28 protein-coding genes are annotated in these 21,302 nt (G+C 51.6%); 12 read left to right on the top strand and 16 right to left on the bottom strand.

Going from position 1 to position 21,302, the window contains the following annotated elements; all coding sequences use genetic code 11:
* Positions 1-231 precede the first annotated feature (231 nt).
* The 4 genes from E0F26_RS02465 to mutM all read left to right on the top strand — a co-directional run bounded on the left by E0F26_RS02465 (position 232) and on the right by mutM (position 2,199).
* Positions 232-840 carry a JAB domain-containing protein gene (locus tag E0F26_RS02465; protein WP_279242463.1) on the top strand — a complete coding sequence of 203 codons (609 nt, stop codon included), beginning with the start codon at positions 232-234 and terminating at the stop codon, positions 838-840.
* Positions 841-906: 66 nt separating this feature from the next.
* The gene (rpmB, locus tag E0F26_RS02460) at positions 907-1,143 is read left to right on the top strand and encodes a 50S ribosomal protein L28 (protein ID WP_279242462.1); all 237 of its coding nucleotides are present in this window, start codon (positions 907-909) and stop codon (positions 1,141-1,143) included.
* A 13-nt stretch (positions 1,144-1,156) separates the two neighbouring features.
* On the top strand, positions 1,157-1,312 hold the full coding sequence (rpmG, locus tag E0F26_RS02455; protein ID WP_279242461.1) for a 50S ribosomal protein L33: 156 nt from the start codon (positions 1,157-1,159) through the stop codon (positions 1,310-1,312).
* 74 nt (positions 1,313-1,386) lie between these two features.
* On the top strand, positions 1,387-2,199 hold the full coding sequence (gene mutM / locus E0F26_RS02450; RefSeq protein WP_279242460.1) for a bifunctional DNA-formamidopyrimidine glycosylase/DNA-(apurinic or apyrimidinic site) lyase: 813 nt from the start codon (positions 1,387-1,389) through the stop codon (positions 2,197-2,199).
* Here the strand turns inward: mutM and coaD are convergent.
* Positions 2,183-2,680, bottom strand: a complete 498-nt coding sequence (gene coaD, locus E0F26_RS02445) for a pantetheine-phosphate adenylyltransferase (RefSeq protein WP_279242459.1) — start codon at positions 2,678-2,680, stop codon at positions 2,183-2,185. The two genes, mutM and coaD, sit on opposite strands and share 17 nt — an antisense overlap.
* Before the next feature lie 63 nt (positions 2,681-2,743).
* On the bottom strand, positions 2,744-3,313 hold the full coding sequence (gene rsmD, locus E0F26_RS02440; RefSeq protein WP_279242458.1) for a 16S rRNA (guanine(966)-N(2))-methyltransferase RsmD: 570 nt from the start codon (positions 3,311-3,313) through the stop codon (positions 2,744-2,746).
* A 77-nt stretch (positions 3,314-3,390) separates the two neighbouring features.
* Between rsmD and ftsY the strand changes: the two genes are divergently transcribed.
* From ftsY to trmB, 6 genes are all read left to right on the top strand, one after another.
* Entirely contained in the window at positions 3,391-4,407 is a 1,017-nt protein-coding gene (gene ftsY, locus E0F26_RS02435) for a signal recognition particle-docking protein FtsY (protein ID WP_279242457.1), read from the top strand.
* A 6-nt stretch (positions 4,408-4,413) separates the two neighbouring features.
* On the top strand, positions 4,414-5,094 hold the full coding sequence (gene ftsE, locus E0F26_RS02430) for a cell division ATP-binding protein FtsE (protein ID WP_279242456.1): 681 nt from the start codon (positions 4,414-4,416) through the stop codon (positions 5,092-5,094).
* Complete coding sequence (gene ftsX, locus E0F26_RS02425) at positions 5,094-6,053, top strand: permease-like cell division protein FtsX (RefSeq protein ID WP_279242455.1); 960 nt, start codon at positions 5,094-5,096, stop codon at positions 6,051-6,053. Before ftsE ends, ftsX begins: the two co-directional genes overlap by 1 nt.
* 79 nt (positions 6,054-6,132) lie before the next feature.
* A complete protein-coding gene (rpoH, locus tag E0F26_RS02420) occupies positions 6,133-7,008 on the top strand; it encodes an RNA polymerase sigma factor RpoH (RefSeq protein ID WP_279242454.1) in 876 nt (291 codons plus the stop codon).
* Positions 7,009-7,022: 14 nt separating this feature from the next.
* On the top strand, positions 7,023-7,403 hold the full coding sequence (locus E0F26_RS02415) for a DUF423 domain-containing protein (RefSeq protein WP_279242453.1): 381 nt from the start codon (positions 7,023-7,025) through the stop codon (positions 7,401-7,403).
* A complete protein-coding gene (gene trmB / locus E0F26_RS02410) occupies positions 7,396-8,106 on the top strand; it encodes a tRNA (guanosine(46)-N7)-methyltransferase TrmB (RefSeq protein WP_279242452.1) in 711 nt (236 codons plus the stop codon). Before E0F26_RS02415 ends, trmB begins: the two co-directional genes overlap by 8 nt.
* On the opposite strand, the gene hemW is transcribed toward trmB, so the two are convergent.
* From hemW to E0F26_RS02370, 8 genes are read right to left on the bottom strand one after another with little or no spacing between them, the layout of a single operon-like run.
* Positions 8,107-9,255 carry a radical SAM family heme chaperone HemW gene (gene hemW / locus E0F26_RS02405; RefSeq protein WP_279242451.1) on the bottom strand — a complete coding sequence of 383 codons (1,149 nt, stop codon included), beginning with the start codon at positions 9,253-9,255 and terminating at the stop codon, positions 8,107-8,109.
* Positions 9,252-9,839 (bottom strand): RdgB/HAM1 family non-canonical purine NTP pyrophosphatase, encoded by a 588-nt coding sequence (gene rdgB / locus E0F26_RS02400; protein ID WP_279242450.1) that lies wholly within the window; start codon positions 9,837-9,839, stop codon positions 9,252-9,254. Before rdgB ends, hemW begins: the two co-directional genes overlap by 4 nt.
* Positions 9,840-9,845: 6 nt before the next feature.
* Positions 9,846-10,274, bottom strand: coding sequence for a DUF4426 domain-containing protein (locus E0F26_RS02395; protein ID WP_279242449.1), 429 nt, complete (start codon positions 10,272-10,274; stop codon positions 9,846-9,848).
* Entirely contained in the window at positions 10,271-10,861 is a 591-nt protein-coding gene (gene metW, locus E0F26_RS02390) for a methionine biosynthesis protein MetW (RefSeq protein ID WP_320416193.1), read from the bottom strand. Before metW ends, E0F26_RS02395 begins: the two co-directional genes overlap by 4 nt.
* Positions 10,858-11,997 carry a homoserine O-succinyltransferase MetX gene (metX, locus tag E0F26_RS02385; protein ID WP_279242448.1) on the bottom strand — a complete coding sequence of 380 codons (1,140 nt, stop codon included), beginning with the start codon at positions 11,995-11,997 and terminating at the stop codon, positions 10,858-10,860. Before metX ends, metW begins: the two co-directional genes overlap by 4 nt.
* A 4-nt stretch (positions 11,998-12,001) precedes the next feature.
* The gene (locus tag E0F26_RS02380) at positions 12,002-12,592 is read right to left on the bottom strand and encodes a YggT family protein (protein WP_279242447.1); all 591 of its coding nucleotides are present in this window, start codon (positions 12,590-12,592) and stop codon (positions 12,002-12,004) included.
* A complete protein-coding gene (gene proC, locus E0F26_RS02375; RefSeq protein ID WP_279242446.1) occupies positions 12,589-13,413 on the bottom strand; it encodes a pyrroline-5-carboxylate reductase in 825 nt (274 codons plus the stop codon). The genes E0F26_RS02380 and proC overlap by 4 nt, the downstream gene beginning before the upstream one ends.
* A 25-nt stretch (positions 13,414-13,438) precedes the next feature.
* Positions 13,439-14,131: a YggS family pyridoxal phosphate-dependent enzyme gene (locus tag E0F26_RS02370; protein ID WP_279242445.1), complete on the bottom strand. Its 693-nt coding sequence runs from the start codon at positions 14,129-14,131 to the stop codon at positions 13,439-13,441.
* Positions 14,132-14,187: 56 nt separating this feature from the next.
* Between E0F26_RS02370 and E0F26_RS02365 the strand changes: the two genes are divergently transcribed.
* Together E0F26_RS02365 and E0F26_RS02360 are read left to right on the top strand one after the other, a co-directional pair.
* The gene (locus tag E0F26_RS02365; protein ID WP_279242444.1) at positions 14,188-15,225 is read left to right on the top strand and encodes a type IV pilus twitching motility protein PilT; all 1,038 of its coding nucleotides are present in this window, start codon (positions 14,188-14,190) and stop codon (positions 15,223-15,225) included.
* 10 nt (positions 15,226-15,235) lie between these two features.
* On the top strand, positions 15,236-16,369 hold the full coding sequence (locus E0F26_RS02360) for a PilT/PilU family type 4a pilus ATPase (RefSeq protein ID WP_279242443.1): 1,134 nt from the start codon (positions 15,236-15,238) through the stop codon (positions 16,367-16,369).
* A gap of 10 nt (positions 16,370-16,379) precedes the next feature.
* Here the strand turns inward: E0F26_RS02360 and ruvX are convergent, their stop codons facing one another.
* The 6 genes from ruvX to ahcY all read right to left on the bottom strand — a co-directional run bounded on the left by ruvX (position 16,380) and on the right by ahcY (position 21,294).
* Complete coding sequence (gene ruvX, locus E0F26_RS02355) at positions 16,380-16,805, bottom strand: Holliday junction resolvase RuvX (protein ID WP_279242442.1); 426 nt, start codon at positions 16,803-16,805, stop codon at positions 16,380-16,382.
* Positions 16,806-17,375: a YqgE/AlgH family protein gene (locus tag E0F26_RS02350; protein ID WP_279242441.1), complete on the bottom strand. Its 570-nt coding sequence runs from the start codon at positions 17,373-17,375 to the stop codon at positions 16,806-16,808.
* Between the two features lie 57 nt (positions 17,376-17,432).
* A complete protein-coding gene (locus E0F26_RS02345) occupies positions 17,433-18,125 on the bottom strand; it encodes an energy transducer TonB family protein (RefSeq protein WP_279242440.1) in 693 nt (230 codons plus the stop codon).
* Positions 18,115-19,077, bottom strand: a complete 963-nt coding sequence (gene gshB, locus E0F26_RS02340; RefSeq protein WP_279242439.1) for a glutathione synthase — start codon at positions 19,075-19,077, stop codon at positions 18,115-18,117. Before gshB ends, E0F26_RS02345 begins: the two co-directional genes overlap by 11 nt.
* A 66-nt stretch (positions 19,078-19,143) precedes the next feature.
* On the bottom strand, positions 19,144-19,875 hold the full coding sequence (locus E0F26_RS02335) for a 16S rRNA (uracil(1498)-N(3))-methyltransferase (RefSeq protein ID WP_279242438.1): 732 nt from the start codon (positions 19,873-19,875) through the stop codon (positions 19,144-19,146).
* 27 nt (positions 19,876-19,902) lie between these two features.
* Positions 19,903-21,294, bottom strand: a complete 1,392-nt coding sequence (gene ahcY, locus E0F26_RS02330; protein ID WP_279242437.1) for an adenosylhomocysteinase — start codon at positions 21,292-21,294, stop codon at positions 19,903-19,905.
* Between the last annotated feature and the right edge of the window lie 8 nt (positions 21,295-21,302).

Raw genomic sequence — 21,302 nt, 5'->3', positions numbered from 1 at the left:
TCCTACTGGTCTTGACTGGTAGTACTCCCCACACGACGAGCCACAGGGAGTTTGAGGGTGCTTGAAACGGGGGAATGACCCATTTGCTGGATACATTTTAAGTCTGTCTTGTGGCTGTCGAATGAATGCGTGGTTAACGCGTTGCGGCCAAAGGGTGCAGTAGCGATAGCCACATTGATTGAAAACGACACAGGAGTGGCCCTGCAATGGTAAATCTCAGGCGGGTTAACTATGTACGCTCACCGTAATCGCATCGTCCTTATGGCAGAGGTGCTCGACATCTCGATTTCTGCCGCTGATGCACTGTTGGCTAGTTGTCCACCCTTCGTTTCATTGCGCGCTTTTTCGCGAGGATTGGCTGACGGCGCCTTCAGTCATCCGGTGGCTAATCACGTTGTTCGCGCGCGCCTTAAAGCGATGTTTGTTTTACAAACATTGATGTCTGAGGAGTGTTTGAGCGCTCAAAAAGAGAGAATCGATGCGAGAAGTCTGGAGCAATATTTGGTTGAAATGTTGGATGGACGAGTGCGCGAGACGTTCGTTGCAGTTTTTCTGGATGGTCAATACCAACTTATTGCGAGTGAGATTTTGTTCGTGGGCTCGATCGACAGCGCCTGCGTTTATCACCGAGTCGTTATGATGAGCGCCCTGTCGCATCATGCGTCGTCGATTATCGTCGCACACAACCACCCGTCAGGCTCGCCGGTACCAAGTCAGGCCGATATCGATACGACCCGAAAGTTAGCAAAGTGTTTGAACATCGTTGATATCGACCTGGTGGATCATGTCATCGTTGCTGCTGGTCGTTGTGAAAGCCTAAGAAACTTAGGATTTGTGTAACTCTGCATGTTGCTTAAGGCCTAGGCCTTTGGTATCTTGCCGCTCCTTTTTTTGGTGGACAGACAGATGTCGCGAGTATGTCAAGTTACAGGTAAGCGTCCAATGACGGGCAACAATGTCTCGCATGCGAAGAATCGCACTCGCAGACGCTTCCTGCCTAACCTTCACAATCACCGGTTTTGGGTAGAGTCAGAGAAGCGGTTCGTTTCTCTTCGAGTGTCTCCCAAAGGTATGAGAGTTATTGATAAGCGTGGAATCGAAACAGTTCTTTCAGAGCTGCGTGCACGCGGCGAAAAGGTTTAAGGAGTAGATAACGATGCGAGAAAAAGTTCGGATGAATTCGTCAGCGGGCACAGGCCACTTCTACACAACTGACAAGAACAAGCGTACGACGCCTGACAAGTTAGAGATGAAGAAGTACGACCCCGTCGCACGTAAGCACGTGGTCTACAAAGAAGGTAAGATCAAGTAAGTGCAAAGCAGTTCGAAGACCCCGGCATTGCCGGGGTTTTTTTTGCTTATTAGCTAAGGTTTTTGGAGAGGCAGGTGCCGGAGCTACCCGAAGTAGAAACAACGCGAAGAGGAATAGAGCCACACGTTGTTGGGCGCAAGGTATCAAGCGTAACGATACGTGATCGCCGGCTCCGATGGCCGATCAGCGATGATTTAGAGCAACGATTAGAAGGTGGTCGGGTGTTAGCGGCCCGGCGTCGCGCTAAGTATCTGCTGATTGATTTTGATAACGGCAGTCTTTTGGTCCATCTGGGCATGTCCGGCTCCCTTCGTTTGGTTAACAACAAGGAACAACCGCGCAAACATGATCATGTCGATATAGCGCTCGATACTGGGTTTTTGCTTCGTTATCACGATCCTCGCCGATTTGGCAGCATGCATTGGGTGGAGGGCACCTCGCATTCCCTGCTCGATCATCTGGGCCCCGAGCCGCTATCGACTGACTTTTCTGGCGACTACCTATACCGGGTTTCGCGGACGCGAGCGGCACCTGTGAAGCATTTCATTATGGATGCGAAGGTGGTCGTGGGCGTGGGCAATATTTATGCAAATGAAGCGTTGTTCATGGCAGGCATTAGACCTGATCGGGCCGCGAATAAAGTGAGCAAAGTGCGCTATGTCCGCCTTGCCGAGACGATTCAGGAAGTCTTAGCGACCGCGATAGAAGTGGGCGGCACAACGCTGCGCGATTTCGTAGGTGGTGATGGTAAAGCCGGCTACTTCGCACAGAGCTTGCAGGTTTACGGGCGAGCGGGCGAGTTATGTAAGCGCTGTAAGGGTCAAACGCTGAAAGAAATCCGGCAGTCCAATCGCTCGACGGTATTTTGCCCTAACTGCCAGCGCTAACCATGAACTTAGCCTTCAAGGCGGCCAATACCACGGGGGGTACGAAGTCCTCGACATCACCCTTCATTGAGGCTATCTCGCGAACAAGAGTCGACGAAATGTAAGAGAAGTCATTGGTCGGTGTTAAGAAGATACTTTCAAACACCGGATTCATTGCGCGATTCATATTGGCGAGCTGGTACTCGAATTCGAAATCGGCGGTTGTCCGAATGCCGCGAAGCACGCACTGAGACCCTTGATCCTCTACGAAACGAATCGATAGACCAGAAAAGCCTTTCACTTCAATATTATCCAGGTGAGCTAGCGATTGTCTTACGAGATCAATCCGCTCTTGGGTTGAGAAAAGGGGTTGTTTTCTGGCGCTGTCTGCGACCCCAATAACCACCTTGTCAAACAGGTTTGCGGCGCGTTCAACGAGATCGACGTGTCCGTTGTGAATGGGGTCAAACGTTCCAGGATAAACGATCGTGTGGTTACGCATAAAAACAGCTCTTTATCTCTTCGATCCGAGACTACACAACCCCAATGTCGAGGACAAATCCTGCTATTTAAGTTCAGTGAGTCGAAAGCAGACTTCCCCGGCGTATTTCTCTTTTAAAATGTTGAGTGAATCATTGCGCCATGGCTCGTCTTTAGCGGTTTCTATATAGATCAACGCGCCGGGCGTTAGTGTTGCGCTGTTAATAAGCCAATTGAGACAGCGCTGAAGCGAGGCACTCTTGAAGGGCGGATCTAAAAATACGATATCGAAAGGCTCGCTCGTGTGCAGCGGAATGTTTGCGTCGGCGAGCACCACTTCGCTCTGACTGGTTGCGTTAAGCAGCTCACAGTTTGCTTGAATCTGACGAAATACCGCTGGATTCTTTTCAACAAAGCAGCAATGACGCGCGCCCCGTGACAGAGCCTCAAACCCCAGTGCGCCTGAGCCTGCAAACATATCGAGGCACCTCGATCCGCTGACGTGATCTGCTAGCCAGTTGAAGACGGTTTCTCGGACTCTGTCGGCGGTTGGGCGAAGTCCCTCTGCGTCCGGGAAGCTTAGTTTTCTGCCACGCCACTGCCCGCCGATCATGCGGATTTGATTTGCGGGCTGCCGCGTTCGACTTTTACTCATGATGCAAGCACCTGATGTTAGACTCGCATAGCATAGCGCTGATCGTGCGCGTGGCCAGTAAAGGAACCTGAAATAAAATGAAGTGGTTTGGGCGCAAGCAGAAAGAGGTGGACCAAGCATCCGCTGATCTGACTGTCAAAGACGAGTCGAAAGAAGAGGCGCAGGCCGAGGACGCCTCATGGTTTGGCCGATTGACCGCAGGTTTAGGTCGGACAAGTCAGTCGTTAATGTCTGGCTTGGAGTCGGCACTCGGTGTTCGGGCCACCATTAACGATGACGTGATAGAGGCCCTAGAAACCGAGTTGTTGATGGCAGACGTCGGCGTCGCAACCACTCAAGTCATCATGGATCGACTTATTGCGACATATCCTCGGAACTCCTCTGTCGATGCCGAGGCTGTTATGACGACATTGAAGCGGCTGTTAGAAGAGACGCTGGTCGCGCAGGACGTCGCGGTTAACGAGCCAAAACAGGGGCCGTTTGTCATCTTGGTCGTTGGTGTTAATGGTGCGGGGAAGACAACGACAATCGGTAAGCTGGCACATCGCTACCAGTCAGAAGGAAAGTCGGTCATGTTGGCGGCGGGTGATACGTTTAGAGCCGCCGCGGTTGAGCAGCTCCAGACATGGGGTGAGCGCAATAATGTGCCCGTAATTGCCCAGCATACCGGTGCCGACAGCGCATCCGTTTTATTCGATGCCTTAAACGCAGCTCAAGCCCGAAACATCGACGTGTTGCTCGCGGATACAGCGGGAAGGTTGAACAATAAAGCGCATCTAATGACCGAGCTAGAAAAGATTGTTCGGGTCATTAAGAAAGCCGATGAGACCGCGCCCCATGAGACATTGTTGGTATTGGACGCGGGTACGGGTCAGAACGCCGTCGCGCAGGCGAAAGAGTTTGATGCGTGTGTCGGGGTGACAGGCATTGCATTGACGAAACTTGATGGCACCGCGAAGGGCGGGGTTGTTTTCGCCATTGGTGAACAGATCAAACGCCCCATACGCTTTATTGGTATTGGGGAAGGCGTTGGGGACTTGCGTCCATTTAATGCCGGTGAATTCGTTGATGCCTTATTCAGCCCTGTTGAGTAGCTAACAGTGGATATTGTCTTCGATCGTGTAGGTAAAAGATTCGATCAGCGCGATGCGCTTATTGACTTGTCTTTCAGCATGGCCAGTGGAGAGATGGCGTTTCTAACGGGGCATTCCGGCGCAGGGAAAAGTACGCTTTTAAGGTTACTTCTTTTACTTGATCGCGCCTCTGCTGGCGACGTCAGAGTAAATGGTCGCCCGTTAGCAAAAATTCGTGAATCGGGTATTGCGGCTTATCGACGTGATTTTGGTGTGGTTTTTCAAGATCACAAGCTGCTCTTTGATCGCTCAGTCTTTCACAATGTGGCACTGCCGCTGGAAATAGCGGGATTTACAAAACGTGATATTGATCGCCGTGTGCGAGCAGCGCTCGATAAAGTTGGACTCCTAGATAGAGAACGAGCGTCGCCAGAGATGCTGTCCGGCGGAGAGCAACAGCGTGTTGGTATAGCGCGCGCCGTCGTCGCACGACCTAAAATTCTAATTGCGGATGAACCTACCGGTAACTTGGACCCACAGTTATCCGCGGAAATTATGGGGCTCTTCGCGGCGTTCAATAGTGTGGGCGTGACTGTCATCGTTGCAAGTCATGACTTGGCACTGATTTCACGCATGTCGCAGCGCATTCTCACGTTGCAAGAAGGGCGGTTGATTACGCTTGGTAATTCGTTGCGAGGTGACAGTTAATGGCAATTCAGTCTCCGGCGGGGGTTGGTTCGGGACCGCGACCTCGGGTTTTAGCCTGGGCACACCACCACCGGCAAGCTGCTGAGGCGAGCGTTGATAAGCTGATTCGAGAGCCTGTATCAAATGCACTCACGGTGCTGGTTATCGCCATTGCTCTGGCCCTGCCGACATTTGCGCTCACCTTAGCCAACGCCGTGACGCAGGAAATCAACCAGTTAGATGCGCCCCCACAACTCTCGGTGCTGACCGATCCGGCATTAACCTACGGTGATGCGGAGGTATTGGCTGAGAAAATTGAGCGACAGCCTGGTGTTGCCTCGGTAAAAATCATTGATCGGGATACAGCGTTAAAAGAGTTTATTAACGCAACGGGTTTGGATGCACTCTCTAGCAGGCTGGCAAGCAATCCCCTCCCGCACACCCTATGGCTCTATCCTTCTTCCAATATCCGCGCCGCGGGTCTTGAACAACTAAGTCAGGATTTGACCGCCTTACCCGGGGTGTCAGAAGTCATTTTGGACAGTCGCTGGCTTGAGCGTCTCGAGGCATTTATTGCGTTAGCGCGCTCTGTGGCTATCGCGCTTGGCGTTGCAATGGCGTTGGGGGTGGTGCTGACACTGGGAAACACCCTACGACTGGGCATTGAGTCACGCAGAGAAGAAATTGTTGTTATTAAATTAATCGGCGGGGGCAACGCGTTTGCTCGCCGTCCGTTCTTATACACTGGGGTTTTGATCGGTGCGCTGGGAGGGCTTGTTGCTGCAGTGTTGATCTTGCTTGCACTGGAGACACTGACGGTACCCATATCTCAACTATTTGAGCTTTACGACCGCTCTGCTGCTGTCTCAGTATTTGGTTTGTTGAACGTGTTCGGTCTTCTTGCGGTGGGCGCGACGCTTGGCTGGATAAGCGCGTGTTATTCCGTTCAGCTTCATTTAGCGCGCATCCAACCTCGTTAAGCCGACGCGGAACTTTTTCTGGAGTTAGCACTCTCAAGGCAAGAGTGCTAATATTCTCATCCAGTTAGGAGGTTTGCGTATGTCCGAGACCAATACAGCAGTCGCATTGTCACCAAGTGCCATTCTTAGTATGGCGCCTGGGGCCAACCTCGGCGCGTATGTACAGACAGTCAGCGCTATCCAAATTCTTTCAGTCGATAGAGAGAAAGAGCTCGCTGAGCGGCTTTTTTATGACAACTGCGTTGATTCTGCGCGTGAGTTAGTACTTGCACACCTACGATTTGTCGTTCACGTGGCTCGTTCATATTCTGGTTACGGCCTGCAAGAAGCTGACCTTATCCAAGAAGGCAACGTTGGTTTGATGAAGGCAGTAAAGCGTTTCGACCCCACTAAGGGTGTTCGCTTGGTGTCTTTTGCTGTGCATTGGATAAAAGCGGAAATGCACGAGTACATCCTCAAGAATTGGCGCATCGTTAAAGTCGCGACGACGAAGGCGCAACGCAAGTTATTCTTCAATCTTCGAAGCCAGAAAAAAGGGACACATTGGCTGACTGAGGCAGAGACGCTCGCAATTGCCGAGGATCTCGGTGTGGACCCTGCGGAAGTGACGCGTATGGAAAGCCGCTTATCCGGCCGTGATGTGGCTTTTGATATGCCGGTCGATGCCGACGAAGAGTCCGCATGGCAGGCGCCTCAGCAGTACCTTGAGGATCAGTCGATGGATCCTGCTATGTTGGTCGAGTCGGCTAATCATGTTGCGCATGAGGAGAGCCAGCTATCAGACGCGATGTCTGCCCTTGACGCTCGGAGCCGGGATATTGTCGCTCGACGCTGGTTATCAGAGCCTAAGGCGACACTGCACGAGTTGGCTGACGAGTATGGTGTATCGGCAGAGCGCATTCGCCAGCTCGAGAGCAACGCTATGAAAAAGCTGCGAACGGGAATGCTCGCCTAACTAACCACCGGTTTATGAAATCATTTTATCTGTCTGTCGCTTGCGCTCTCGGGTTCGCAGGGGTTGCTTTAGGTGCCTTTGGGGCACACGCGCTTGCCAGCGTGGTGACACCTCCCCGTTTAGCGACGTGGGCAACCGCGATTGACTATCACATGTTCCACACGTTGGTGATTCTGGCGCTGTTGGGCCTATTCAAAGATGAACCTAACGTTTGGCTTACTCGCGCCTTGCGTACTTTTGTTGCCGGCATTGTCATTTTTTCTGGGAGCTTGTATGCCCTTGTTCTCACAGATATCGCTATTCTGGGTGCCATCACACCCCTTGGTGGCCTCCTTTTTCTGGCGGGTTGGTTTTGCTCTTTAATGGCGGCACGAGAGCGCGCGGTCAATGAGTGAGCAGTCGAATTATCGAATAAAAAGTTTCGTTATTCGTGCAGGTAGAATGACTGAAAGTCAGCAAAAGGGCTGGAGTTCCGTATTTCCTGCGCATGGATTTACGTTGAGTGAAAAACGCTTCGACTGGGATCGCTCGTTCGCCGTGGCGGGTCGTCGTGTTTTAGAAATTGGCTTTGGTATGGGCGATAGCCTTGTGGCGATGGCCGATCAAAATCCACAGGACAGATATTTAGGCATTGAAGTGCACAGGCCTGGTGTCGGTAAGTTGTTGTCCGAGGTCGATAAGCGGGGCATCAAAAACCTGAAGGTTTTCGCCGAGGATGCGGTTCAGGTGCTCGAGGAGGCCATACCTCAAGAGTCGATCGATTTGCTACAGATCTTTTTCCCTGATCCTTGGCACAAGAAGCGGCATCACAAGCGTCGCTTAATACAGCCTGATTTCGTCGAACTTCTTGTCAGTCGGCTATCACCTTCGGGGCATTTGCACTTGGCCACTGATTGGCAGCCCTATGCGGCACATATGATGGACGTTCTCTCAGCGAACGCGTTGCTTCTCAATACCGCCGGTCAAAACAACTATATAGCGCGCCCTGAATCCCGTCCCGAGACAAAGTTTGAGCGAAGAGGCCATCGATTGGGCCATGGGGTGTGGGATTTGCTGTTTGAAAAAAAATCACACGACGCTAGCCGTCTGGTCAGCTGATCAAAAAAATGCCTCGATGACCGAATCTAAGTGGCGGTATCCGAGCTCTGTGGTGACCAGTCGCTCTGGGTCGTCGCTGATGAGTCCCCGAGCGCTTAACGACTCAAGCGTTTTCTTGATGGCACCAAACTTTTTTCCTGTTCGCGCTTGTAAATAATCCCGCGGCGCGCCATTACGGAGTCTCAACGCATTCATCATGAACTCACCCACCCTATCGTCATCGGGTATCGCCTTTAGCGCTTTGATACCGGTGTTTGCCTGGGCTTCCTCAAACTCCTCAAGATAGTGAGAGGGATGTCGTGTTCTTTGGAGTCGGTAAACCGAATCGCCTATGGTGACTTTACCGTGGGCACCTGCGCCAATCGCTAGATAGTCGCCAAAGAGCCAGTAATTTAGGTTATGCCTCGACTCCTCTCCCTTTTTGCTCCATGCCGATACTTCGTATTGGTAAATACCAAACTCACCAAGTAAGCGGCTAACCTTACTCTGCCAAGGCTCAATTATGTCCGTCTCAGGCAGCGTAGGCGGTGCTGACCAAAATGCTGTATTTCGTTCAATCGTTAGCTGATACCAGGACAGGTGAGAGATGCCATAACTCATAGCGGTCTTGATATCGCTGATTGCCTCGACTTGGGTCTGGCCTTCTAATCCATACATCAGATCAACATTAAGTCGGCTAAACCCTGAGGAAAAAGCCATATCGATAGCCGCCCTGGCCTCGTCGCCCGTATGAATCCTGCCAAGCGCACGCAACTTATCTTCGGCGAAACTTTGCACACCAATACTCAGGCGATTGACTCCAGCCTCCCTATAGGACCGGTACTTTGCCGCTTCGGCACTCCCCGGATTGCTCTCAAGCGTAATTTCACAATCGTCAGTTAATAAAACTTTCGACCGAACACCACTCAAGATTTGGTCAATTGCTGGGCCCGAAAAAAGGCTGGGTGTCCCCCCGCCAAAAAAGATGGAAGACACCTGTCGTCCATCGACGAACTCGAGTTGTTGGTCAAGATCATTGAGAAGTGCTGAAACATACAGAGGTTCAATGTCCGGACTGTAATTTTCATGCGAGTTGAAGTCGCAGTAGGGGCACTTTCGCTCGCACCACGGGATGTGGATATACAAAGCGAGAGGGATCTTTTGTTTCACTGAAGGCCGTTAAGTTTGGGCGCGAGCGCTTTAAGTGCTTGTGCTCGATGACTCAGAGCCTGTTTATCATCCGGTGTCATCTGAGCTGCCGTAATCTTAAAGCCATCTGGAATGAATAAGGGGTCATAGCCGAAGCCACCCTCGCCTACTTGGCTTTTTGCAATTCGACCATGCCAGCGCCCTTCAGCAATGACAGGCATCGGGTCATTCGCGTGCTTTACCAGCGCGATAACCGCAACGTAGAAAGCACTTCGCCCCGCTCCCTCTATACCCTCGAGTGCCCTGAGCAGTTTTTCATTGTTAGCTGCGTCGCCTTTACCTGAATAGCGCGCAGAGTAGATGCCGGGCGCTCCTTTGAGGGCCGGAACAACAATTCCAGAGTCATCTGCCATAGCGGGTTGGTTTGTTCGTTCTGACGCATGGCGCGCTTTTATCAGCGCATTTTCAATGAACGACAAGCCGGTTTCATCCGCATCTTCCACCCCAAATTGGGCCTGCGGTACGACTTCGAAACCCAGCTTTGTGAACAGCTGTTCAAATTCCCTGAGTTTCCCCGGGTTATTGCTAGCTAAGACAAACGCCATCTGAGGCTACTCCTGGCGCCAAAGCTGTGTTTGGAACTTATATTTATAGGCCTTATTCGCGCCCTCGGGCGTGAAGGTGAATTCGAAAAATCGGTATTCCCTGTCGAGGAACTCAAAAGGCACAAGGTAGTAGGTTGCGCGGCCTTCTTTCACCTCTTTTACCTTCATATTGCCACCGGTAATTAAGTCCCAGGTTCTGCCTTCGATTTCCATTGGGCGACCTTCGATATCACCGGCCTCTGCGTCGCGGACTGATAATGTCAGCATCGCTTTATCCTTTCCTCTGGGGATGCCGAATTTAGCCGCGATCTCAGCCGTGAGAAACGTTGTGTAGACAATGCTGTAATGAAGCTCGAATTGATCGAAGCGCTCAGACTGCTGCGCCTGCGACTGACATGCCCATAGGGAAATAAGCAGGGTAAGTAAATACTTCACGTCCGTTGAATCCTGTAGCTCGCTGACTTAGCAAATAAATTTGGCCAGAGCTTAGCCAATATATGCCCGCCTTCGGATGTCTTACGCTCGATAATTTCGATCTGAAGTTGGTCACAAAGTTGCTCAAAGTCGTTCACGGTACAGAAATGAATATTTGGGGTATCAAACCAGCTATAAGGTAGGGCTTTCGTTTTTGGCATCCGGCCTGAAAACAAAAGCGATAGGCGAGATCGCCAGTGACCGAAGTTAGGGAAACTCACGATCGCCTCATTGCCAATGTCGACAACCCGCTCAAGCACAGTGTGTGGGCGTGTAAGCACTTGTAGCGAAAAGGCGATAATCACAACGTCAAAGCTTTTGGAGTTAAAGTTCGATAGTCCATCTTCCATATTTTGTTGGACGACACACAAACCTTTGTCGACTGCTGCAATGAGATTTCCGGCATCAATGTCGACCCCGAGTCCCGAAATGGCTTTTTGCTTGGTGAGTGCGGCTAGCAGCTCACCATCGCCGCAACCTAGGTCGAGTACACGACTACCCTGCATGACCCAGTCAAGAATGGTGTCGATGTCACTGCGCAACATCATGGCGCAACCCGCTTCATCCACGCGCCGACCAAGGCCATGTAATCTTTATCCTCGAGAAGAAAGCCGTCGTGTCCTGCATCAGATTCGATGTCCGCATAGGTGACCCGCTTGCCGGATGCTAATAGAGCATTGGCAATTTCTTGCGAGCGGCTTGGTGCAAAACGCCAGTCAGAGCTAAAGGAGACCACTAAAAACTCTGCTGTTGCTCGAGCAAGTGCTTCGGATAAGTCTCCCTTTCCGTGAGATGCCAGATCGAACCGATCCAGTGCGCGCGTCATGATGACATAGGTATTGGCATCGAAGCGTCCAGCGAATTGTGACCCTTGGTATCTCAGGTAGCTCTCGACCTGGAAGATCGGCTCGTCGTCATCGGGTTCGAAGCTGCCTTGGCGAAGTTCACGGCCGAATCTGTCGGACATTTTATCCGCAGACATGTAGGTTAAATGACCCACCATACGCGCCAGTGCCATACCTTTCTCTGGGACCGTCTCGGACAATGCATAGTCTCCCTGCAGCCATTGGGGGTCAGAAAAAATGGCTTGTCGGGCTATTTCGTTAAAGGCGATGTTCTGCGCGGTGAGTCCAGGTGCGGCAGCGAGCACAACGCAGTGACTCAGCCAGCTGGGGTAGCGAACAGACCACTCCAAGGCTTGCATCCCCCCCAAACTGCCGCCAATGACTGCCGCCCAGTGAGCGATACCCAAAGACTCGGCAAGCCGCTTTTGTGTCTCTACCCAGTCCTCAACCGTCACTTGAGGAAAGAGACTTCCCCATGGCTTGCCAGAGCTTTGACTGACACTCGAGGGGCCTGTTGAGCCATCGCAGCCGCCAATATTATTCGAAGAGACGACAAACAAGCGGTTTGTATCGATGGGCTTGCCCGGACCGATCATTGTGTCCCACCAGCCTGGCTTTGTATCAGTCTCGCTGTAATATCCCGCCGCATGATGACTGCCCGAGAGTGCATGGCAAATAAGAACGGCGTTACTGCCCTTTGCGTTTAAGACACCGTAAGTCTCGTAGGCGAGGCTGTACTCTTTGAGTACCTCGCCTGACTTGAGGAACAACGGTTCATCGAAAAATGCCGTTTTGGGCTCAACAATGCCGACGCTCGATTGTGCGTACGCGTTATTCACCTGATTAAATTCCAATAATAAACGCGGGCATCCCGACAGCGACGGCCATATGGCCCAAAGAGACTCTTATGACGTTGATACCGATAAAAAGCACGATGGGAGAAAAGTCGAGTCCACCCATTGAAGGAATAAAATTTCGCAGTGGCGCCATGACGGGCTCAGTGAGTTGCCAAACAAACTCGACGGCCGGGTGATTACTCTGGGGGGCGATAAAGCTCACAATTATCATTGCAAGCACGCTGTAGAAAACAATATTGATCAGTAAGCCGGCCGCCCCCAGCGTGCTCCAGATAAGGGACTGGAGGACGTTGAACGCGTCGAAGCGGCTAATAAGCGCCAGCATCACTGCAATGTAGATTACTTGGCAGACAATGAGGGCAATAATGGCCCCTATGTTTAGTCGCCTACCGGCTGGAACCAGCCTGTTTATTGGCGCAACGATGGGATCGGTAATGCTGCGAAGGCCTGTCGAAATAGGGTTGTAAGGACTCACACCACAAAGCTGAGCGAGGAAACGCATCGCGATTAAAAATAGAGCCAAGCTGAAGAGTGGAGAAGCTATGGTTACGGCAATGTCAGACAAAGCACTGTTCATGCGCCAAATTCCTCGCTCAATTCAAGGGACCGCTTTCTTGCCGCTGAAACGGCGTCATCAACGACGCTACGAAGTCCCGCCTGCTCGAACGACAGTATCGCTTGCTGGGTGGTCCCGCCAGGGCTCGTTACATTGTTTCGCAGTTTTGCGAGGTCTTCGTCGCTCACTGATGCGAGCTTGGCGGAGCCTACGGCCGTCTGAACAGCGAGTAATCGAGCTTCTGGTAATGACATACCCAGTTTTATGGCAGCCTCAGTAAGACTCTCCATAAAGAGAAAAAAGTAGGCCGGACCGCTCCCTGAGATGGCGGTAACAATATCGAGGTCTGATTCCTCTTGCACCCACAGTGTTTTACCCACCGCCGCCATGACTTGTTCAGCGAGCATGCGACCGCTCTCGCTGCACTGATCATTGGCAAGTAAGGCTGTCATACCCTCATTCACCATCGAGGGAGTGTTGGGCATGCAGCGAATAATGGTTGATGTATTTGTGAGGCCCAGCATTGCCGCTAATGAACTCGAGTCGATCCCGGCGATAATAGAGAGCACCGTGGTCGATGCCGAGAGTTTGCCCTTGAGTGATGCAAGCACTGTCGCTGCAATTTGGGGTTTTACCGCGAGAACAAGTAAATCATCGTCGATGGTTTCTGGTGCAGCGCTTAAAACACAACTGAGGCCCACATTCCGTGCCTGTTGTTGTGCCGACTCTGAGGGGTCAATCACGGTAATTTGAGTCTCGGTAAATCCGTTATCTACTAAACCGCCATAAATGGCGCCGGCCATATTGCCACCGCCAAGAAATGTAATCGTTGAATGACTCACTCGTTCATACCTCTGTTTTTGACCGCTAAGTATACCGTGCGCCAAAAATATCTGTGCCAATTCTGACCATGGTTGCGCCCTCTGCAATGGCGGCCTCCATGTCAGAAGACATGCCCATCGATAGTTCTGTCATTCCCGCTGGCAGCCCAGGGATGTTGAGAAGTCCCGCGATGCGGTTGAACTGCTCTCGTTGTTCCAAAGGATCCTTCGTTGGCGCAGGAATCGCCATAATACCTCTCAGCTTTAGTCGGTCCATTTTATCGACCGCGAGCGCCAATTCGAGTAATGCAGTTTCTGACGACACGCCTGACTTGGTTGCCTCGGCCGGTATATTGACCTGAAGACACACATTTAAAGGCGGCAGTGTAGCGGGACGCTGATCGTTTAACCGCTGCGCAACCTTTATACGATCGACACTGTGAATCCAGTCAAAATGCGCTGCAACAAGTCGTGTCTTGTTTGACTGAAGTGGACCTAAGAAGTGCCAGCAAATGTCCAAGGATTCACAGGCCGTGATTTTATCGATCGCTTCGGCGACATAGTTTTCTCCAAAGTCGCGTTGTCCCGTTTCATAAACGCGTTTAATCGCCGCTACGGGTTTGGTTTTGCTAACTGCGATCAGCTTCACACTATCTCGGCTTCTCTGGACCCTATCGGCGGCTTCGGAGAGTCGGCTTCTGATCTGAGATATGTTTTGATGTAGGTTAGAGATGCTCATGCCGGTATGGTACGCCCGATGGCCCCTATCCGGTACTTATGGAGAGGGTGAGTTTCATGGACATTACCGAATTACTGGCTTTCACCGCGCAGCAAAGTGCATCGGATCTCCATTTGTCTGCCGGTTTGCCACCCATGATTCGTGTTGATGGCGACATTCGTAGAATAAACGTGCCACCTATGGATCATGCTCAAGTCCAGAGTCTGATCTACGACATTATGAATGACCGGCAACGTCGAGATTATGAGGATCAACTCGAAACCGATTTCTCTTTTGAAGTGCCGGGCATCGCGCGTTTTAGGGTAAATGCGTTCAACCAAAATCGGGGAGCTGGGGCTGTATTTCGCACCATTCCATCAGCGATTCTCTCACTGGACGATCTGGGCATGCCTGAGGTGCTCAAAGAGTTTGCAATGATGCCTCGAGGCCTTGTTTTGGTAACCGGACCAACCGGTTCAGGTAAGTCAACGACACTCGCTGGCATGGTCGATTTTATTAACGAGAAGCGATTCGATCACATTCTCACGATTGAGGACCCGATTGAATTTCTTCATGAGAGCAAAAAGTGTCTGGTCAATCAGCGGCAAGTTAACCGCGACACGAATAGCTTTGCGACAGCCCTGCGTTCCGCACTTAGAGAAGATCCTGACATCATTATGGTGGGGGAAATGCGTGATCTAGAGACCATAAGGCTGGCCCTCACAGCAGCCGAGACGGGGCATTTGGTGTTTGGAACGCTTCATACGACCTCGGCGGCAAAGACAGTCGATCGGATCATTGACGTGTTTCCTGCCGAGGAAAAGGGAATGGTTCGGTCGATGCTGTCTGAATCATTGATGGCAGTTGTGTCGCAAACGCTGCTCAAGCGAAATGGCGGCGGTCGGGTGGCCGCATTGGAAATACTCAGAGGTACACCCGCTGTTCGCAATCTAATCAGAGAAGATAAAGTCGCGCAGATGTACTCCGCGATTCAAACCGGGCAATCAGTAGGCATGCAGACGATGGATCAAGGTTTGCAGCAGCTGGTTGATAAGCGACTCATCGACGTGGCAATTGCACGAAGCAAAGCGCGACAACCTGACAATATTGTATGAGGCCGCGCCAGTGAAGCTGACTGAATTTCTTAAGCAGATTGTCGAAAAAGAGGCGTCTGACGGTTTCGCGGCTGTGGGTGCGTTACCCATTTTTAAGGTAGATGGCGAATTACTTGGGTACGGGGATCAAGTTTTAGGGCCCGATGATGTCTCCTCACTGATTCAAGACAGTATGACCCAGCAGCAATTTGAAGATTACACGCTCAACCATGATGCTAACTATGCCATTGAGCACCCAGAACTTGGGCGCTTTCGTGCAAGCGCCTATGTGCAGCGTGAGCAGCCTGCTTTAGTGCTTCGTCGAATTCACCACGAGATACCGACTTTTGAGCAGTTGGGCTTACCTTCGCAATTGAAGGAATTGAGCCTGCTCAAGCAAGGTCTTGTCATTATCGTTGGTGCAACAGGCGCGGGGAAGTCATCCACGCTCGCATCCATGGTTGATTATCGAAACCAAAATCGACGCGATCATATTATTACTGTTGAGGACCCCATCGAGTTTGTTCACAGCCATAAGCAGTCCATTATCAGTCAGCGTGAGGTGGGTGCTGATACCCAGTCATTTGAGGTGGCACTGAAAACGGCACTGCGCCAAGCCCCCAATGTTGTGATGATTGGTGAGGTTCGGGACGTGGAAACAATGCGGATTGCACTGTCCTATGCCGAAACGGGGCACTTGTGCTTGTGTACGCTCCACGCTGGAGGTTCGAAACAAGCAATTGAGCGTATTCAAAGCTTTTTCCCTGAGGAGCATGTGCGTCGTTTGTGGATGGATCTATCCATTAATTTACGCGCAATTGTCGCCCAACAACTCCTACCAAAACGTGACGGACGTGGTCGGGTCGTTGCCGTAGAGCTGATGTTGTCTACTCTTTTGATGCAGGAACATATCCGCGCGGGCAATGTCGAAAAGATCACGGAGCTCATAAAACGCTCATCTGAATACGGCATGCAAACGTTTGATCAGGCGCTCATTGCATTATTTAAGCAGGGGGTCATAACCGCGGAGCAAGCACTGAAAGCGGCTGAGTCGGAAAATGATGTCCGACTTGCGATAAAACTCGATACACCCCTTGGCCGATCAGGCGATCGGGCATCATTTGGTGTAGAGGGACCCTCTGGCATGGATGTCGATAGATGGTAGCGCTATTAATCTAATCGCGCGCGAGGTTAAGCCAACTCTCAAGAATGATGGCCGCCGCAAGGTCATCGATAGGCTTCTTTAAAAAGTCACCGTTGTGCCCCGACTCCTTTGCTCTTAGCTTGGCCTCTTTAGAGCTAAACCGCTCATCGTGGAGGATGGTGCTCAAGCCCAGACGTCCGTGCAGCTGACGGGCAAATTTTGATGCTCTCTCGGAGAGCTCAGTTGCATCGCCGTTCTCATCAATCGGGTTCCCAACGATGATAGCGCTCGGTTGCCACTCTTTTATCAGGGCTTCAACCTGTTCCCACCGAGGCTTTCCATTGACGGCCGCTAAAATGAGTAAAGGTCTCGCTTCATTCGTCAAGGTGTTGCCCAAGGCGACGCCGATATTTTTGAGTCCAAAGTCAAAGCAAAGGTAGGAACGAACACCCGACATTTAGCTGTGGCCTGCGTGCTGTGAGAGTAGCCGGATATCGATGCCTAAAAGACTTCCCGCCGACTCAAATTTTTGCTGAACGTGGGTCTCGAAAAGTACTTTGTCATCAGCGGCGACGGTCAGCCAGCTGTTGGCGGCAATTTCTTGCTCGAGCTGTCCGGCGGACCATCCCGCATAACCGAGTGCAACGAGGTGCCTCTCGGGACCGGATCCGGCTGCAATCTCTGCAAGCACATCCTTTGACGTTGTTAGCCACACATCCGCGTTGACTTTCAGTGTGGCGTCGAATGTTTTATCGGGAGAGTGCAGGACGAATCCACGGTCTACTTTTACTGGGCCGCCGGCCATAACGGACACTTCATCGTGGCTTAAAAGGGGCTGTATGTTGAGGTGCTCAAAAATATCGGCAAGTTGCAGGTCCAGGGGCTTATTGATGACCACCCCCATGGCACCTGTTTCGCCGTGCTCACAAATGTAGGTAACGGTTTGCTTAAAAAATCCAGATTCAATTGCGGGTGTCGCAATCAAAAAATGGCCCCTTAAACTGTCGGTGGTTCTCTGCATTTTCATCAGATTTTCTTCATCAGTGATCGCTTTCAGTTTTCAAGGGAGAGCTATAACGTTCATCTATGGACGAAATTGCCAGGTTCTCACAATCTCTAGTTTATCGACTTGTGAACCCAATGCGGGAGGAAATGCAGGGTAAGGTGCCGCATCTTGCACGGTTTTGATCGCTGCGCGATCTAGGTGGGGAAAGCCCGATGGCTCAAGCAGCCTAACATCAAGAAGAATGCCTAATTTATTCACGACAACCAATAAGCGCACGTCGCCCCTCGCACTGCCTACATTTGCCAGTGCAGCATTACCAAAGTTTTCAACGCGACTTACCCAACGCTGAAGATAGTCGGCATCCAGTGCTCTGCGCGCAGCGACGCTGCCAAGGCGTGTATTTTGCGCCTGCGTCTCCTGCATCTGCGTCAGTTCACCTTGGAGTTTTTCTACTTCGGCAGCCAAATCTGAAGGGTCGGCAACCTGATCGGAAAACGCCTCCAAAATGGCTAGTTTTGTTGAGGGTGATGGGTCGGTGAGAGGTCTTTGCCCATCGTCAATACTTGCAACCTGATGCTGACTTGCCATGTGTGTCGCGTCGGATGGTGCTTGTTTACTTGGCGTGAGCACTACGGTGACGGCGTTTGAGCGATAAGTTGCTACCGAAGACAGCACAGAGCTGGATATTAAAATGGCAATAAATGCGTGCAGTGCAACTGAGACAACGGTGGCCGCTGGCATATGCCCCGATACGTCGTATTCAGCTTGCACGGTGCTCCACCAAAGCGCCTTCGATACTGGCGATAAGCGCCTCGGCGATTTGCGTATTTTCAGCGCGATCAATCTCTCGCATACAGGTAGGGCTCGTCACATTGATCTCGGTAAGATAGTCACCAATCACATCAAGTCCGACGAACAGTAGTCCTTTTTCGCGCAGGGTGGGTCCTACTTGTGCTGCGATCCATTGATCTCGCTCCGATAAAGGCTGTACCACACCTGAACCCCCGGCCGCCAAGTTCCCTCGATTTTCGCCCGCCATAGGTAGCCTGGCTAAACAAAAGGGTACGGCCTCGCCATTCACCATGAGGATGCGTTTATCACCCGCCTTTATTTCGGGTAGATAGCGTTGAGCCATAATCGTTTCGGCACCCTTTCGTGTCAGTGTTTCAAGGATAACGTTCAGATTGGGATCATTTTCGCTAACTCGAAATATCGATTGACCACCCATCCCATCGAGCGGTTTGAATATGACGTCTCCGTATTCCTTGTGGAATGTTTTCAGCGCGTCGGGGTCGCGTGACACCAAAAGCGGAGGGCAGCATTGGGGGAATTGTGCAGCGAACAACTTTTCGTTGCAGTTTCGAAGGCTCTCGCAGCGGTTAACAATGAGGGTGCCACGGCGTTCTGCATCTTCGAGTAGCTGTGTGGTGTAGAAAAACTCCATATCGAACGGTGGGTCTTTTCGCATCAGTACAACATCGAGCGAGGAAAGTGAGGCCGTGTAGGCATCACCCAACGAGTACCAGTGATCATCACTCTCGAAAACCTCGAGAGGTCTCAAGCTGGCAAACGTTTCGCCTTCTCTGATGAAGAGGTCGCTTTGCTCCAAGTAAACAAGTTGGTGGCCTGCTTTTACGCCTGCACGAAGCATACCCAAGGTTGTGTCTTTCTTTGTATTGATGCCAGAGATGGGGTCCATTAGTACCCCGATACGCAATCCCATAGTTACTTGCTCAACGCCGCTTTAACATTATTAAGTTTGAGTCCCCGCCACGGTGGGTTCAAGCGTTTATATCGCTCTTAAGTCACCCCATTGAGTGCCTATAACGGAGAGGGCGACGAGTGGCGCTGTTTCAGTGCGTAAAATGCGTGGCCCCACATTGAGGCCTAAAAACGCATAATCGGTGGCAACGGCCACCTCGTCATCGCTCAATCCCCCTTCGGGACCAATGAGCAGCGCAACACTATTGGGCGTCGTTGCTGGGAGCACACTCTTTAAGCCAGGGTGAAGACAAAACTTATAATCGGCCTCCGTCATGGCGACCCAATCCGCAAGGGGCGTTGGTGCCTCCACCTGGGGGACAACAGCACGCCCGCTCTGTTCGCAGGCACTGATCACAATCTGCTGCCAGTGATCTTGCTTTTTTCTCCAACGATCGGGTGATAATCGGACATCCACACGCTGGCTCAATATCGGGGAGATTGACGATACCCCAAGCTCTGTCGCCTTCTTTATTGCCCAATCAAAGCGATCCCCTTTTGATACAGCGAGGCCCAAGTGAGTCGTTAGTGGCGACTCATTGGCAGGGTGCTCGCTGGATAAGAGATCTACAGTAACGCAGGTTTTTGAGAGCGCGGATACGTGAGAAAAGTAGTTATTGCCGTCACCATTAAACACGGTGACCGCATCACCCACCTTTACCCTGAGAACGCGCGCTAAATGGTGACTCGACCGCTCATCAAGAGCGGCCGACTGTCCAACGACAAGATCAGAATGTGAATGAACTCGATAACTGCGCATGAACGCAGTTTATCATTTGAGCGCTATTTAGTACTTGTAGCTGTCGTTTTTATAAGGACCTTCAACACTGACGCCAATGTAATCGCCCTGTTGCTGGGTCAGTTTGGTCATCACACCACCAAATCCTTGTACCATGAGCGCGGCTACTTGCTCATCAAGGTGCTTTGGCAACACTTCAACGCTGATAGCGCCAGACTTCTCTGCCGTGGGCAGGTCGGCAAAGCGCTGTGCATACAAGTGAATCTGCGCCAGAACCTGGTTTGCAAAGGAGCCGTCCATTATTCGAGATGGATGACCCGTGGCATTTCCAAGGTTTACCAGACGTCCCTCCGCGAGAAGTAACAAGTGGTCGTTTGTTGTGCGGTCTCGATAAACCTTGTGTACTTGGGGTTTGATCTCTTCCCACTCCCAGTTCTCACGCATGTAGGCGGTGTCGATCTCGTTGTCAAAGTGGCCAATATTACAAACTACGGCACCCGGCTTGAGTGCTCGGAGCATAGCCGCATTACAGACATCCACATTCCCTGTTGCCGAGCACAGTAAATCGGTTTGACCGAGAAGGTCGGTATTGATCGAGGCGTCGGTCCCATCATTCACACCATCGACAAACGGTGAGACGACTTCGTAGCCGTCCATGCACGCCTGCATGGCACAAATAGGATCGCATTCGGTGACGCGAACAATCATACCTTCTTGGCGCAGTGACTGAGCCGAGCCCTTACCCACGTCACCATAGCCAAGGACGAGCGCGCGCTTTCCAGCCAATAAGTGATCGAGTCCTCGCTTGATAGCGTCGTTAAGGCTGTGGCGACATCCATACTTGTTGTCATTTTTAGACTTGGTGACCGCATCATTTACATTAATGGCGGGCACTTTGAGAGATCCTTCGTCCAACATTTCATAGAGGCGGTGCACCCCTGTCGTCGTTTCCTCTGTAATGCCATGAATGCGCTCGAGCATCTCTGGGTATTTTTCATGGAGCATCGCAGTGAGATCGCCACCGTCGTCCAGGATCATGTTAGCTTCCCAGGGTTTGCCGTCTTGTAAAATGGTTTGCTCGATACACCACTCATACTCAGGCTCAGTCTCGCCCTTCCAGGCGAAGACAGGAATGCCGCGGGCGGCGATAGCGGCCGCTGCATGGTCTTGTGTAGAGAAGATATTGCAGCTGGACCAGCGCACCTCAGCGCCAAGGTCAATGAGCGTCTCGATAAGCACGCCTGTTTGAATCGTCATGTGGATGCAGCCCAGAATTTTGGCGCCAGCCAAAGGCTGCTCTTCTCTGTAGCGGTCTCGCAATGTCATGAGTGCGGGCATCTCGGTTTCCGCAATAGCGAGTTCGCGGCGACCCCACTCGGCCAGGGTAATATCCGCTACTTTGTAATCTGAAAATGTTGCTGAGTCGATGGCCGTTGTCATGACAGCTC

Origin of the sequence: Candidatus Paraluminiphilus aquimaris, assembly GCF_026230195.1 — a bacterium.
Classification (GTDB): Bacteria; Pseudomonadota; Gammaproteobacteria; order Pseudomonadales; family Halieaceae; genus Luminiphilus; species Luminiphilus aquimaris.
This window is presented reverse-complemented; position numbering and strand designations above follow the sequence as displayed.

What these genes read in the sequence shown, in the direction of transcription:
- E0F26_RS02465 (WP_279242463.1), top strand. Translation starts at nt 232, where the DNA reads ATGTACGCTCACCGTAATCGCATCGTCCTTATGGCAGAGGTGCTCGAC.
- rpmB (WP_279242462.1), top strand. Translation starts at nt 907, where the DNA reads ATGTCGCGAGTATGTCAAGTTACAGGTAAGCGTCCAATGACGGGCAAC.
- rpmG (WP_279242461.1), top strand. Translation starts at nt 1,157, where the DNA reads ATGCGAGAAAAAGTTCGGATGAATTCGTCAGCGGGCACAGGCCACTTC.
- coaD (WP_279242459.1), bottom strand. Translation starts at nt 2,680, where the DNA reads ATGCGTAACCACACGATCGTTTATCCTGGAACGTTTGACCCCATTCAC.
- rsmD (WP_279242458.1), bottom strand. Translation starts at nt 3,313, where the DNA reads ATGAGTAAAAGTCGAACGCGGCAGCCCGCAAATCAAATCCGCATGATC.
- ftsY (WP_279242457.1), top strand. Translation starts at nt 3,391, where the DNA reads ATGAAGTGGTTTGGGCGCAAGCAGAAAGAGGTGGACCAAGCATCCGCT.
- ftsX (WP_279242455.1), top strand. Translation starts at nt 5,094, where the DNA reads ATGGCAATTCAGTCTCCGGCGGGGGTTGGTTCGGGACCGCGACCTCGG.
- rpoH (WP_279242454.1), top strand. Translation starts at nt 6,133, where the DNA reads ATGTCCGAGACCAATACAGCAGTCGCATTGTCACCAAGTGCCATTCTT.
- E0F26_RS02415 (WP_279242453.1), top strand. Translation starts at nt 7,023, where the DNA reads ATGAAATCATTTTATCTGTCTGTCGCTTGCGCTCTCGGGTTCGCAGGG.
- trmB (WP_279242452.1), top strand. Translation starts at nt 7,396, where the DNA reads ATGAGTGAGCAGTCGAATTATCGAATAAAAAGTTTCGTTATTCGTGCA.
- rdgB (WP_279242450.1), bottom strand. Translation starts at nt 9,839, where the DNA reads ATGGCGTTTGTCTTAGCTAGCAATAACCCGGGGAAACTCAGGGAATTT.
- metW (WP_320416193.1), bottom strand. Translation starts at nt 10,861, where the DNA reads ATGATGTTGCGCAGTGACATCGACACCATTCTTGACTGGGTCATGCAG.
- E0F26_RS02380 (WP_279242447.1), bottom strand. Translation starts at nt 12,592, where the DNA reads ATGAACAGTGCTTTGTCTGACATTGCCGTAACCATAGCTTCTCCACTC.
- E0F26_RS02370 (WP_279242445.1), bottom strand. Translation starts at nt 14,131, where the DNA reads ATGAGCATCTCTAACCTACATCAAAACATATCTCAGATCAGAAGCCGA.
- E0F26_RS02365 (WP_279242444.1), top strand. Translation starts at nt 14,188, where the DNA reads ATGGACATTACCGAATTACTGGCTTTCACCGCGCAGCAAAGTGCATCG.
- ruvX (WP_279242442.1), bottom strand. Translation starts at nt 16,805, where the DNA reads ATGTCGGGTGTTCGTTCCTACCTTTGCTTTGACTTTGGACTCAAAAAT.
- E0F26_RS02350 (WP_279242441.1), bottom strand. Translation starts at nt 17,375, where the DNA reads ATGAAAATGCAGAGAACCACCGACAGTTTAAGGGGCCATTTTTTGATT.
- gshB (WP_279242439.1), bottom strand. Translation starts at nt 19,077, where the DNA reads ATGGGATTGCGTATCGGGGTACTAATGGACCCCATCTCTGGCATCAAT.
- E0F26_RS02335 (WP_279242438.1), bottom strand. Translation starts at nt 19,875, where the DNA reads ATGCGCAGTTATCGAGTTCATTCACATTCTGATCTTGTCGTTGGACAG.
- ahcY (WP_279242437.1), bottom strand. Translation starts at nt 21,294, where the DNA reads ATGACAACGGCCATCGACTCAGCAACATTTTCAGATTACAAAGTAGCG.